The sequence below is a fragment of the Haloimpatiens myeolchijeotgali genome, from assembly GCF_042688525.2.
Taxonomy (GTDB): Bacteria; Bacillota; Clostridia; order Clostridiales; family Clostridiaceae; genus Haloimpatiens.
The window spans coordinates 931,201-945,551 of record NZ_JBHWAB010000001.1; the positions used below are offsets into that span (position 1 = coordinate 931,201).

The window sequence follows — 14,351 nt, forward strand, 5'->3', positions numbered from 1 at the left end:
TAACCTTAATTATTAATTTTTAATTATTAATTCTTAATTGATATTAAATGTTTCTTACGCAAGATATCATTTCCCTTCGCTAAGCAGTGTTTTTTTACTGCGAAAGTTGAATTATTTATCTTTTATTTTATTTCTTTTGATTGCTTTAACAATTTCATTAAATAGTAGAGGAATTAAACAAAGTATTGATACAAATAACCAGTCTATGGCACTTAATGCATGTACTTTGAATACTTTAGCAAGAGCTGGTACTGTAATTATTATATCTTGTAGGAAAATACCAATGATAATGGAACCAATTAAATACATATTTGAAAATAATCCTATTTTGAAAATAGATTTAGTTTCATTTCTCATATTTAAAGAATGTACTAATTGAGATACACTAAGAACAACAAAAGACATTGTTTGAGCATGTTCTAAAGCATCAAATGGTATATTGTTAGGTACTAATGGGAATAAACTTGTGGTATTTGTATATACTTTAATACCTGTTACAAAGGCTGCTAATGTCAATAAACCTATAAGAAAACCATTTAAAAGTAAGTTTGTTGTAGAATTTTTAAATAAGCCTGCTTTAGGATCTCTAGGTTTGAGGTTCATTACACCAGGATCACCAGGGTCCATACCAAGCGAAAGAGCTGGTAGTGTATCTGTTATTAAATTTACCCACAAAATGTGTATTGGTATAAGTGGTGTTGGCCATTTTAGTAATACAGAGATAAAAATAGCGAAAATTTCTCCTATATTGCAGGAAAGTAAAAATAGTATTGATTTTTTTATGTTGTTAAATATATTTCTTCCTTCTTCAATGGCAGTAACAATAGTTGAAAAATTATCATCTGTTAATACCATATCTGCAGCACCCTTAGCAACATCTGTACCAGTAATACCCATTGCAACACCTATATCTGCACTTTTTAATGAAGGAGCATCATTAACACCATCACCTGTCATAGATACTATATTTCCTTTAGATTTAAAGGCTTTTACTATTTTAACCTTATGTTCAGGTGAAACTCTTGCAAATACTTTTAAATTATCTACTTTTTTATTTAATTCTTCTTGTGATAATTTATCAAGTTCTACACCAGATATGGATTCATTTTCACTTGCTGCTATTCCAAGCTCTTTAGCAATAGCGAAGGCTGTTTTTTTATGATCACCCGTTATCATGATAGTTTTTATACCAGCTTTTTTACATAAATTAATAGAATCTTTTACTTCAATTCTTGGAGGATCAATCATTCCAACGAGTCCTATGAAAATTAAATCATTTTCTAAAGAATTAGATTTATTATTAGTAGAATCTAATATTTTATATGCAGCCCCTAATACTCTAAGAGCATCATTAGACATAGAATATGATGCTTTTAGTATTTGATTTTTTAAATCTTCAGTTAAATTAATTACTTGACCGTTTATATAAGCTTTATTAACAATATTCAGTAAATTATCTATTGCACCTTTGGTCATTACATAATATTTATTCTCATATTTATTTACAGTAGTCATTAGCTTTCTATCAGAATCAAATGGCAGTTCATTTACCCTAGGATGAATAGTTTCCAGATTTTCTTTTACGATATTAAATTTGTTTCCTGCAGCAACTAATGCTATTTCTGTTGGATCACCAGTTTGAGATTCTTCAGAATAAGTAGCATCATTGCACAAAACTAAGTTTTCGAGTAAAAGTTTATGTACAGGATTTTCAGGATTTAAAGAATCTATATTATAAATAGAATCATCTGCAAAAAACTTTGTAACGGTCATTTTATTTTGAGTTAGTGTTCCAGTTTTATCTGAACATACTATATTTACCGAACCTAAAGTTTCAACAGCAGGTAGCTTTCTTACTATTGCATTTTTTTTGATCATTTTTTGAACACCAATAGCAAGAACTATAGTTACAATAGCTGCAAGACCTTCAGGAATAGCTGCAACTGCTAAACTTATAGCTGTTAAAAACATTTCAAAAGGTGGCCTTTTTTGAATAAGACCTAATAAAAACATTATTCCACATACACAAAGGGCACCAATACCTAAAACTTTTCCAAGCTCAGTAAGTCTTTTTTGAAGAGGGGTTTGTTCATTGTCTTTTTGTTCAAGCATTTTTGCTATTTTACCTATTTCTGTGTTCATTCCTGTAGCTACTGATACACCGATGCTTCTGCCATAAGTTACCAATGTGGACATGAAAGCCATATTTTTTTGATCTCCAAGAGGAACGTCGGTATTATTAAGAGTTAATTCTGCATTTTTTTCAACTGGTACAGATTCTCCAGTAAGTGCAGACTCTTCAACTTTTAAATTAGCACTTTCTATGAGTCTTAAATCACAAGGTATGAATCTACCAGCATCTAAAACTATTATATCTCCAGGAACTACTTCTATTGATGAAATCTCTTTTATTTCTCCATTACGTTTTACTAATGCTTTAGGTGTAGATAATTTTTTGAGTGCTTCTAGTGCTTTTTCAGCTTTAGATTCTTGAATTATACCAACTACAGCATTAATTAGTATAACTATTGCAATTATTATAGCGTCACTGACTTCACCTAAAAGAGCAGAAGCAACTGCAGCAGCAAGTAAGATATATATTAGAATGTCATTAAATTGTTCAAATATCATTTTTAAAATACTTTTTTGTTTTTTTGCTGCTAGTTTATTAAAACCATATTTTTCTATTCTTTTTTCTACTTCTTCTGTAGTAAGACCAGTTTCGGAGTTAGTATCGAATTCATTTAAAATTTCATTTTTGTCTTTGTTATACCACATCATATTCACCTCTTTTATAGTATTTTAATAAATTTGTTAATTTATAAATAAAATTTTAAAAAGACCTTTGTCCTAATATAATAAATATTAGGACAAAGGTCTTGCAAACTCATTAATGAGCAAATTATCCGGGTTTATAAACCGTAGTGACGAATAATTTAAAGCTATAAGCTTTTGCTACTCCCCTTTGTAATTATATATATGCGTATAAACTAAAATAATTATACCATAATATGTATAAAAATAAAATTACTAGGAATACATAAAAATGAAATAAATATTTCATTATGTATATAATGAAATTAATTAATTATATGCACAAATATTTTAAAAATAAATAAAATTAAGAAAAATAAAATATATAAATTTTGATACATGCTATATAGAATTAATATATGAAAAATAATTTATATGATATATATTTTTTGTAGTTAAAAGTAGACAATTGAGTAGAATTTTGATTTGATATAAATGTATAAATATGATAAAAATTAAGGAATGATGAAATAATTTGATATTATTTTAGTATTTTTCTCAAAATGAAGAATAATTATTAAATTTTGAAAATAGAATATTTAAATTCATTTCAAAATTTATTGAAATAATATTTGCTAAAGTATTGCTTTTGTGACAAAAATATATTATATTTGTAATGGATTTCAAGTTTCATTAATGGGCCCTTTATGAAAGAAGAAATTCATTTTAAAAGTTTTGAATACAAAAACGGGGGGGAGTCACAAATGTCAGAAGAGGTAAAAAGACATAAACATAATAGTTGGATGTTTATATTAGCTTATGTATTTATGGGTATATTAGGTGGAGTAGCATTAGATACTATGGTTACTTTTCTTGATGCATCAGAAGCTACAAAAGGTATAGCTGCAAGTATGGCAATAATTATGGGAGTAGGTTTCTATGGAGGAGCAGCGCTTTTGTTAGTTATTCCTAAATTGGGATATAAAAAAGTAATGGCTTTTGGACCAATTTCAATAGTAATAGGATTGTTGCTTATTACAAAGGTTCAATCAGTTGCATTAGTAGCTATAGCAGCCTCAATTGTTATGATAGGTGTATGTATGTTTGATGCTGTACTATCACCATTTTTAAGTTGCTATACTACTGAAGAAGAAAGACCAAAAGTTTTTTCAACAACAATATGGACAAACATTGCAGGTATGGTAGTTGGAACTTATGTAGGTGGAAAAATAATATCTACTAGATTTGCAACTAGATTAGGAATAGGATATGGAGAAGCTAAAACTTTAACAGAAAAAGTAGCAGATTTCAATCCTACTCAATTAGCAGCTTATGTTGGAGCACATAAAGATGCGTTATTGATTTTTGCAGTAGTAGCAGCTTTAGCACTTATACCAATATTAATGGTTAAAGAAGATGCAAAAGACTATAAAGTAGTTAAGAAGGAAAAGAAAGAAAAAATAAATTGGAGTGCATTTTTTAATAAATATATTATTTTATATGTAGTATTCATATTCTTAATAAGATTTGGAGCTTCATTAATAACTCCATATTATTCAGTATTTTTAAGTAGAATGGGAATAGATAGAAGTACAACGTCTACACTTATCTCGTCTCAACATTTTGCAATAGTTTTATTTGTATTTGCATCACCTTGGATTGTTAAAAAGTTTGGAAGAGTTATATCTCTTGGAGGATTAGCTTTGATGTCAATACCATTTATGCTTTTAATAGCAAATGGTTCAGCTTTTGGTTCACATATGGTTATGGCAGTTGGATTAGGATTGTTTTTAAGAGCAGGTTTCATGAATGCTGCTCAACCAGTTCAGCAATCACTACCAATGGAATTTGTATCAAAAGAAGCTAGACCAGCATATAACTCTGTAATATATGTTGCACAAGGACTTGCACAAGTTGTAGCAGGAATATTGGGAAAACAATTTATATTCTCAAAGCCTGGTGGATATGGAACAGCATATTATGTAACAGGAGTTATATATGCTATAGCAGCAATTATGTTATTAGTTATATTTACTAAAAAGTATAATAGATTGTCTTCTGACGATAAAAAAGAACAAGCAGCTTAATTTTGCAGTTTTCACCCTAACAGAAAATATGTTAGGGTGTTTATTATATTCCGTAGAAAATTATTCCTAGAAGTGCAGAAATAATTATTACAATTATAGGATGTAATTTATTGCTAAATAGCAGGGCACCAATTATTAAGCCAATAATAATGGCTTTAACTTCTGTATATGATTGCTTTCCTAGTTGAATAAATACAGATATTATTAAACCTATAAGTGCAGGGCGCATACCCATAAGTGCAGATTTTAGTATTTTTGATTCTTTAAATTTTATTAAATAGTGGGTTGCTATGGTTACTAAAATAAATGAAATAGTAATGACACCCAAAGTACCAGCTACACTTCCTAAAACTCCAGATACATTAAAACCAACAAAGGTTGCTGAATTTATAGCTATAGGACCTGGTGTCATTTGAGAAATTCCTATTATATCTTTAAATGTTTGAAAGTCAATCCAATGTTTATTTTCTACAATTTCTTTTTGTATTAATGGAAGCATTGCATATCCGCCTCCAAAACCAAAGGCTCCTATTTTTAAAAAGGATAAAAATATTTCGATTAAAAGCTTCATTATTTCACCTGCTTCCTAAGAAATATAATACCGTAAAGTCCAGAAATAATTACAACTAGTACTGGATGAACGTGAAATACTAAGATTGATATAATAGATATAAGTATAATTATGTAGTTTATAGTATTTTTCTTTAATGATGAAAAAAGACTTACTACAGCTATAAGAATAAGCATAGGAACTGCTGCTCCAATTCCTTTAAAAATTAAATCTACTATGTGATTATTTCTAAACTGCATAAAAAGAGCTGCTATAGCAATTATAATGAGAAAAGATGGTAGTACAACTCCTAAAAGGGCTAAAAGGGCTCCTAAAAGACCTCCAATTTTGTATCCAATAAAAGTGGAGCTGTTTACAGCTAAAGCACCAGGAAAAGTTTGAGATATAACAATTATATCTAAGAACTCTTCTTTTGATATCCAGTTACGTTTTGTTACTACTTCAGCTTCTATAAGGGGAATCATGGCATAGCCTCCTCCAAAGGTAAAGGCTCCTATCTTGAAAAAACTCCAGAACATGGTTAAAATTTTATTCATCATTTATCACCTCCGACTTTTCAAGTAGATTATACTCCCTATGTTAGCGAACTGTCCACTAAATGATTAGGAAAGTACTTAGAAAAGAAAAGTAAAAAGTACTTATAAAAGAAAAGTTAAAAGTACAAAGTAAAAAGTACAAATGAGGATGTTTTTCTTACAGAAAAACTTTATATATAAATTAAGAAGATTATTTATATTTTTAATACAGTTTAAATTTTTATGGGTTTCTAATATAATATTAAGTATAGTATGAATTATAAATTTTGAAGCTAAAAAAATTTCAATTAAGTTAAAAATATAATTTGATTTAAAATGTTTTATTAGAACAGAAAGATATAACTAATGCACTTTTTATTATACATAGTAGTTACTTTAGTATATAGATTATATGAATGAGGATGTGATATTTTGGAAATAGGGAGAATAAACAGAAATAGACCCATAACTTCAGAAAAGAAGTCAATAAAAAGTAGAAAAGATTTTTCACAAAATTTCAATTTTGCAAGACAACAAAAATCAGAACAGCAGTTAAAAGAAATGCTGGATGATATAAAGAAAAAAGGTAATAGATTAGCTATTACTAAATGTTATGCGGATGTTAGAGCGTATAAAAATTTAATAAAAGAATATTTAGAGTCAGTGTTAAAGCATATGTACAATGTAGAAAAAGATATAAGTTTTTGGCAAACGCAATATTTTATAACGGTTGATACAATAGATGCGAAGTTAGAAGAATTAACTAAAATGATTTTAAATGATCAGAAAGATAATTTAAATATTGCAAGTACTATAGATGAAATTACAGGGATTGTGATAGACCTATATAAGTAATGTGCTATTGTAACAATAATACATTTAATTAAATATACATATAATAAGAACAATTATATGTATAGGGAAGATGAAAATGAAAGGTTGTATTATATTTTCTGTATTTAATAAATATGAACTTCCAATAGATAACGTATATATATATTTAAAAAATGAAAAATTTAAATTTAAAGGAAAAACAAATAATTGTGGAATAGTAAATTTTTTCAATATTCCCTTTGGGAAGTATGTACTGAAAATTAAAAGACCTCAATATAAAGGCTATAATGGAATTGTTAATATTTGCAAGTACACAACAATAATAAATATCAAGCTAAAATATTTTGGTAAGAGTAATATATATGGAAAAATATTAGACCAAAAAACAGAAGAACCTATTGAATATGCAACTGTTGTTTTGTACGCTAAAGAAGCTAATATAATACCAGTAGATTATACTATAACAGATAAGATTGGGAATTATATATTTCATAATGTTCCCCCTAGGTGTATACCTTATAAAAGCAATAAAATAGATTATAAAGTGTAAAAAATATAAAGTAAAAATAAAATAGCACGTGATATTATAGAAACTTTTTTCCCTATAACGTGCTATTTTATTTATATTAAATAAATGATTTATAACTTGCGTCTGATGGCATTCGCCAGTCTCCTCTTGGTGAAAGACTTATTGTTCCAACTTTAGGACCGTCAGGAAGAGCTGAACGTTTAAACTGTTGAGTAAAAAATCTCTTCATGAATTTATCTAACCATTTGCTTATAGTATCTTTATCATAAATATCTTCAAAAGCCATTTCAGCTAAGAATAATATTTTTTCTTTAGATGCTCCTTGTTTTATGAAATAATATAGGAAAAAGTCATGAAGTTCATAAGGGCCAACTATGTCTTCAGTTTTTTGAGAAATATTTCCATCCTTATCTTTTGGAAGAAGTTCTGGACTAACAGGAGTTTCTAATATATCTATTAGAATATGAGAGACTTTTTCTGAAACTTCTTTCTGTGCTACATAATTTACTAAATATCTAACTAAAGTTTTAGGAACTGAGCAATTTACAGAATACATTGACATGTGATCCCCATTATATGTACACCAACCTAAGGCTAGCTCAGATAAATCTCCTGTACCAATTAAAAGACCGCCTTCTTTGTTTGCTATATCCATGAGAATTTGAGTTCTTTCTCGTGCTTGAACATTTTCATAAGTTACATCATGTTTTTCTACAGGGTGGTTTATATCTTTAAAATGTTGTAGACACGCATCTACTATATTTATTTCTCTAAGTTCTGTATCTAAATTTTTACAAAGATCAACTGCATTATTATAGGTTCTATCTGTAGTGCCAAAACCAGGCATTGTTACAGTTATTATATTTTTTCTAGGAATTTTTAGCATGTCAAATGTTTTAACAGTAACTAATAATGCTAAAGTTGAATCAAGGCCACCAGATATACCTACGACAGCTTTATTAATATTAGTATGAGTTAGACGTTTAGCTAAAGCAGAAGTTTGTATGTTGAAAATTTCTTTGCATCTTTCATCTCTTTCTTTTTCATTGGAAGGAACAAAAGGATGTTTATCTAGGTATCTATCAAAATTTTTCAAGTTATAGCTTGAAAATTCAAATTCAATTGTTTTTGCTTCATATGGACATAATTTTATACTATCTCTGAAGCTCACATTTTTCAATCTTTCAGCATTCAATTTAGCTACATCTACAATTGTTGTAATAACTTGATTTTCTCTTTGAAACCTACTATTTTCTTTTAAAATTCCACCATTTTCACTTATTAAAAGATGTCCACTAAAGACCAAATCTGTAGATGATTCAAAAACACCAGAAGAAGCATAGGCATAGGCACACATACATCGAGCACTTTGATTTTTTATTAAGTCTCGTCTATAATCTGATTTGCTTACTAATTCATTGGAAGCAGATAAATTTCCAAGTATATTAGCACCAAGTAGACTTAAATAACTACTAGGAGGTATAGTAACCCATAAATCTTCACATACCTCAATACCAAATTTTAATTTTCCACAGGAGAAAATTAAATTAGTTCCAAAAGGTATATTTTTTTCAAAAGATAAATCTACAGTTTTATTTACTAGTCCAACTCCTTCTGTAAACCATCTTTTTTCATAGAATTCAGTATAATTAGGTAAATAACTTTTTGGAACTATACCAAGTATTTGTCCTTTGAATATAATGTAAGCACAATTATATAAACAATAGTTGTGATACATAGGTGCACCTACAGCTATTAAAATATCTTTATCTTGTGAAAAATCACATAAACTTTTTAGTGAAATTTCACATTTTTGTAAAAGTCTATTTTGATTAAATAAATCTCCGCATGTGTATGATGTTATACAAAGTTCTGGAAGAACTATAAATTTGGAATTAGATTCAACAGCCATATCGATGCATTTTTTTATATTCTTTATATTAAAATCAATATCTGCTACTTTTGTTATGGGGCAAGCAGTAGAGATTCTTACAAAACCATTATCCATGATTTTATCACTCCATTCCTTTTTTAATTCTTTATAATTATAACATTCAAATTACTTAAATAAAATATTTCTAAATAGATATAGGTATATTTTTTAGAAAAACGTAGAAAATATATATAACCCTATAAAAAAATGAGAAATACACTAAAAAGAGTTATAAAATAACCTATTTTAGCATAAAATCAAACTTTTAATATTTAAAAAAATAACGTATAATATAAACATAACATAACTTAAATGTAATAGCTTAATATTAAATAAAAGTTTTAAGTACATTTAATGTCAATGTACATCTAATTATTATATAATAAAAATATGAAAAAGAATAAGAAGGGAGGTATTTAATATGGATTCGTTTTATTTAATAATCTGGCTCATAATTGCAGTTGGGGCATTAATTATTGATATAACTACAAGTAGTTTTTTGTTTGTATGGTTTACAGTAGGAGGAATAGCAGCAATAATATCATTAATATTAGGATATCCTTTTCCTATACAACTAATAATATTTATAGTTATTAGTATAATATTTATGGCAATTGGATATCCAATTATAAAGAAAAATATGAAAAAAACTGTACCTAAGATTAAGACTATGGAAGAAAGTTATATAGGTAAAGAATTTGTATCTGATAGAGAACTAAGTGAGAAGGGTACTATAAAAATTAGTGGAATTTATTGGACAGTTAAAAACGAAGGAGAATATGTGAAGAAAGGAGATAAAATAAAAATTATAGGTATAGAAGGAAATAAATTAGTTATAAAGAAAATTAAATAGTATATATAAAAAAATTATAAATATAAAATTATAAACGAGGAGTGGGTAAAATGATTGGCAAAATATTAATTATATTTTTGTTAGCAGTAGTTATTGTGATGATTTTATCATCAATCAAAGTTGTTAATACTGGTTATGTATATGTAATTGAAAGATTTGGACAATTCCATAGAATATTACAACCAGGTTGGCATCTTACTATACCATTTGCAGACTATGTAAGAAGAAAAGTTTCAACAAAACAACAAATTCTAGACATTCAACCTCAAACAGTTATTACTCAGGATAATGTTAATATATCTATAGATAATGTTATTTTCTATAAGATTTTGAATCCAAAAGATGCAGTTTATAACATTGAAGATTTTAAATCAGGTATTGTTTATTCAACTATTACTAATATGAGAAATATAGTTGGAGATATGTCATTAGATGAAGTTTTATCAGGAAGAGATAAGATTAATAATAAACTTTTAAACATAGTTGATGAAATAACTGATGCATACGGTATTAAACTTCTTTCTGTAGAAATTAAAAATATTCTTCCACCAGCTGAAATACAACAAGCAATGGAAAAGCAAATGAAAGCAGAAAGAGATAAGAGAGCTGTTATTCTTCAAGCAGAAGGAGAAAAACAAAGTAAGATAGCAAGGGCAGAAGGAGAAAAACAAGCTATGATACTTTCAGCAGAAGCAGAAAAAGAAGCAAACATAAGACATGCAGAAGGTCTTAAACAATCTCAACTTCTTGAAGCACAAGGTAAAGCGGATGCTATAAAAGCTATAGCAGATGCAGAGTCTGAAGCTGTAAGAAGAGTTAATGCAGCTATAATTGAATCAGGAACAGATGAAAGGGTAATTGCACTTAAACAGGTTGAAGCACTTAAGGAAATGGCTAATAATCCAGCTAATAAGCTTATACTTCCAAATGAAACATTGTCAAGTCTAGGAAGTATAGCAGCCATAGCAGAAACCCTTAAAAAATAGCACGAGCAATACAAGCCAGAAAATAAAAAGAGGTATAAGAACAGGAATCCTTCACTAAAAAATAATTAACTCAACTTTTGCAGATGAAATGCAGTCGCTGCGGAAAATGATATATTACTCTGAAACATTTCACTTCAGTAACAAGTTCTAAGTCTTTAGAGAAAGCAAAAAGTACAAAATTTAAAGTATAAATAAGGATGTTTTTCTTTCAGAAAAACTTTTATTAATATGAATTTAAGCAAAGTTTAAATTATATTAATTGATTTTCAAAAGTTTACTTTTAAAAATCTTCCTTATTTATACTTTCTTCTTTGTACTTTATACTTTTTCACAATATTTGATATTTCAATTATTCAGTAACTCCGGAGTCTTTAAGCTTATGAGACAATTTTTCCAAATATTTATGAGTTGTATTTACAAGCAAAATTCCGGCTGCTAAAGATACAATTATATAAAGAGATAATATATGAACATCTTTTTTTAGTGCAGAGAAAAGCACACCTGAGATAGCTTCTCTCATACCTCCAATACCATAAGTGAAAGGAAGCCATGCGTATAACTTTTGAAAAAGTTTAGGAGTCATTTGTATTGGAAAGGTTCCTCCAGAACCAGCAACTTGTAGTACTAGAAGTATAACTCCTGTTGCTTTTCCAACATTCCCAAATAAATAAACTAAAGTATATACTATAGAGCAGAATATTAAACTTAAGAACATGCTTAGCTCTACAAACAAAACGGGATCAGAAGCAGTAACTTTCAATATAAATATATCACCTAAAGATACTATTAAGGCTTGAATAACTGATAATGAACTAAATAAAAGAAATTTTCCTAAATAAGCTTCTATATGAGTAGGTTCAAAATCTATATTCTTGGTCTCAGTTGTTAATAAGGAAGCTAAAATTAAAACTCCAACCCAAAGTGCTAATGTCGTGTAAAAAGGAGTCATAGCACATCCATAATTTTTTGTATGATATAGAGCATGGGTATTTAAATCAACTGGGGATGCCATAAAGTTGGCAATAATATTTTTATTGTTTTGAACCTTGTCTAGAAATTTATCAAAATTAGTTTTTTCAATAAAATTAGTTAATTTTTTATTTATAAGAATTAAATCACTTTGTATTTTAGGCAAATCTTTGCTAAATTTGATCATATCATCAGCTGTAACTTGTCCATTATTAGATAGTTTATTTAAAAAATCTTTTACAGGTTTAGATTTCTGATTAACACTTACAAGTAATGTATTAATATCAGATGAAAAATTAGAGATACCAGATAAATATCTTTTAATTGTAGATGTCAAATCTGTATTAATTTTTATAACTAAATTATCAATATTACTAATCATATTTGTGTTTAAATTATGAATAGTGTTTAAAGATTTTTCAACATTATCAGTATTTTTGAGATCCTGTGATAAATTTTTTAATAAATTAGATATATCATCTAATCTAGATAGCGAAAGATCTGAAACCTCTTTAATATGAGGTGTTAAATAGTTATGTTCATTTTTCACTAACTTATAAATTTTGTTTAGATTAGTTCTAATTGTTGATATATCCTTTTCTGAATATTTTGAGTAATATTTAACATCAGTTACAAATTTGGTAACTTCTTTATCAATTGTATTAGTTTGAGTGTCCATAGAATTAACTAATGATAGTATTGAATCAGCTTGATTAAGAGAATTTTTTAATGTAGTTTCCAAACTACTACATGTTTTTTCTTCAACATCTAATACTTTTTTGTTCGATTTTAAATTTTTAAGTGAAGTACTAAAATTTGTATTAGCTTTTAAATTTTCAATATTTTTTTCTATTGAATTTAAAGTTTTCAAAAGCAATGGTGAATTATTTATACCACTGTTTTTTAATTCACGAATGTCTGTAAGAACATTTCCACAAAGTATATTTGCTTTTTCCGTAAGTGAAGTTTTGCCATCAAGCTCTTTAAGTAAAGAAGAAAGATCATTATTTAAGTTACTTATGTAAGTACGTCTTGTAGTAACAGTTGGAAGAGTATTTTGTAAGATACTCTTTAAAGTTAAAACATTAGACCTAATTTTAGAATCTAATTCACGTATCGATTTTGTAATATTATGTATAGAATCGTCATTTAAATCAGCAGAATTTATTCTTCTCAATAATTGTTGAAGTTCAGATAATTGGCTATCTATTGTTACATATAAACTCTGTATTTGTGGTGATACATCCTTATCAAAATTTCTAAGACTATTTTGAATAGAACGAGTTTCGCTAATTAGCTTTTCTAAATTAATTGAACTTTCACTAAGTTCGTCTGTAAAATTAGGTTTTTCTAATATGATTTTTTCTTTTAGCTTTACAGTGTTGTTATCTAAATCTTGAATAGTGATTTTTGTTAGATTTAGTGTTTCAACAATATCACCAGAAAGATCATCAGTTTTACTGTTAATGGTATCAATATCTTTTTTTAAATCTCCAGTAAACGAAATTAAATCTTTTGAAACAGTAGTAATTAAATCTATGTCTTTAGAAGAAAGTGAAATAATGTCTGAACCTTGTTTAACTGAAACAGAATTATTTTTTAATCGTTCAATTACAATGGGTACTTTTTTGATTAAAGAATCTAAAGTTTCTTTTTGCATACTTAATAGTGGTTTAACATCCGTCACTTCTATTCCTGCATTTCGCATTGTTGAAATAACTTGCTCAGTAACACTTTCAACAAAAGATGTACCAATATTAGCTTGAATAGTTGATGCACCTTTATCAGTGATTTTAGGTGAAATAGCGTTTATTTTTTCATTAACGTAATACTCTAAAGTGGGTTTTACAGGATTATTACTTAAAATTGTACTGATTTTTTCTGAAAAGTCTTTTGGAATTATAATACTTGCATAGACTTCTCCTTTATTAGCAAGACTTATTGCTTTATCAGGATTTTCTACAAACATCCAACCTAAAGCTTTATTTTTTTTCAAGGTTTTTTGAACTTCCTTACCAATGTTAACATCCACATCTCTTATTTTTGCTCCTGAATCTTCATTACAAACAGCAATTTTAATACCATTAGTGTTATCATATGGGTTCCAAGATGCGTATATATTAAACCATGCGTAAAGAGAGGGTAGAACTAATAGTCCAGATACAATAATTAACGCTATTTTGTTCTTCAGTATATTTTTTATATCACTAGTAAATATTTTTAAGATATTTTTCACAAGCATCCTCCCTTCTGTATAAATGTAAATATTATATAATTTATACAAGTTTAAATTATATAATTTGATACTAAACATGTCAAA

At 27.6% G+C, this 14,351-nt stretch carries 10 protein-coding genes; 5 read left to right on the plus strand and 5 right to left on the minus strand.

Going from position 1 to position 14,351, the window contains the following annotated elements; genetic code table 11:
• Positions 1 to 111: 111 nt before the first annotated feature.
• Positions 112 to 2,778: a cation-translocating P-type ATPase gene (locus tag ACFIJ5_RS04215; protein ID WP_379804178.1), complete on the minus strand. Its 2,667-nt coding sequence runs from the start codon at positions 2,776 to 2,778 to the stop codon at positions 112 to 114.
• A 740-nt stretch (positions 2,779 to 3,518) separates the two neighbouring features.
• Between ACFIJ5_RS04215 and ACFIJ5_RS04220 the strand changes: the two genes are divergently transcribed.
• Complete coding sequence (locus ACFIJ5_RS04220) at positions 3,519 to 4,841, plus strand: MFS transporter (protein WP_379804180.1); 1,323 nt, start codon at positions 3,519 to 3,521, stop codon at positions 4,839 to 4,841.
• A 43-nt stretch (positions 4,842 to 4,884) separates the two neighbouring features.
• Here the strand turns inward: ACFIJ5_RS04220 and ACFIJ5_RS04225 are convergent, their stop codons facing one another.
• Both ACFIJ5_RS04225 and ACFIJ5_RS04230 read right to left on the minus strand, forming a co-directional pair.
• The gene (locus ACFIJ5_RS04225; RefSeq protein ID WP_379804182.1) at positions 4,885 to 5,412 is read right to left on the minus strand and encodes a chromate transporter; all 528 of its coding nucleotides are present in this window, start codon (positions 5,410 to 5,412) and stop codon (positions 4,885 to 4,887) included.
• On the minus strand, positions 5,412 to 5,948 hold the full coding sequence (locus ACFIJ5_RS04230) for a chromate transporter (RefSeq protein WP_379809528.1): 537 nt from the start codon (positions 5,946 to 5,948) through the stop codon (positions 5,412 to 5,414). The genes ACFIJ5_RS04225 and ACFIJ5_RS04230 overlap by 1 nt, the downstream gene beginning before the upstream one ends.
• 411 nt (positions 5,949 to 6,359) lie before the next feature.
• On the opposite strand from ACFIJ5_RS04230, the gene ACFIJ5_RS04235 reads away from it, so the two are divergent.
• Both ACFIJ5_RS04235 and ACFIJ5_RS04240 read left to right on the plus strand, forming a co-directional pair.
• Complete coding sequence (locus ACFIJ5_RS04235) at positions 6,360 to 6,782, plus strand: YaaR family protein (RefSeq protein ID WP_379804185.1); 423 nt, start codon at positions 6,360 to 6,362, stop codon at positions 6,780 to 6,782.
• Positions 6,783 to 6,858: 76 nt separating this feature from the next.
• Positions 6,859 to 7,311 carry a hypothetical protein gene (locus ACFIJ5_RS04240; protein ID WP_379804187.1) on the plus strand — a complete coding sequence of 151 codons (453 nt, stop codon included), beginning with the start codon at positions 6,859 to 6,861 and terminating at the stop codon, positions 7,309 to 7,311.
• A gap of 76 nt (positions 7,312 to 7,387) precedes the next feature.
• Here the strand turns inward: ACFIJ5_RS04240 and ACFIJ5_RS04245 are convergent, their stop codons facing one another.
• Complete coding sequence (locus ACFIJ5_RS04245) at positions 7,388 to 9,298, minus strand: NAD(+) synthase (RefSeq protein ID WP_379804189.1); 1,911 nt, start codon at positions 9,296 to 9,298, stop codon at positions 7,388 to 7,390.
• Positions 9,299 to 9,644: 346 nt separating this feature from the next.
• On the opposite strand from ACFIJ5_RS04245, the gene ACFIJ5_RS04250 reads away from it, so the two are divergent.
• Entirely contained in the window at positions 9,645 to 10,076 is a 432-nt protein-coding gene (locus ACFIJ5_RS04250) for an NfeD family protein (RefSeq protein WP_379804191.1), read from the plus strand.
• Between the two features lie 50 nt (positions 10,077 to 10,126).
• Positions 10,127 to 11,062 (plus strand): SPFH domain-containing protein, encoded by a 936-nt coding sequence (locus ACFIJ5_RS04255; RefSeq protein WP_379804193.1) that lies wholly within the window; start codon positions 10,127 to 10,129, stop codon positions 11,060 to 11,062.
• A 349-nt stretch (positions 11,063 to 11,411) separates the two neighbouring features.
• On the opposite strand, the gene ACFIJ5_RS04260 is transcribed toward ACFIJ5_RS04255, so the two are convergent.
• Complete coding sequence (locus ACFIJ5_RS04260) at positions 11,412 to 14,267, minus strand: YhgE/Pip family protein (protein ID WP_379804195.1); 2,856 nt, start codon at positions 14,265 to 14,267, stop codon at positions 11,412 to 11,414.
• Positions 14,268 to 14,351: the final 84 nt, after the last annotated feature.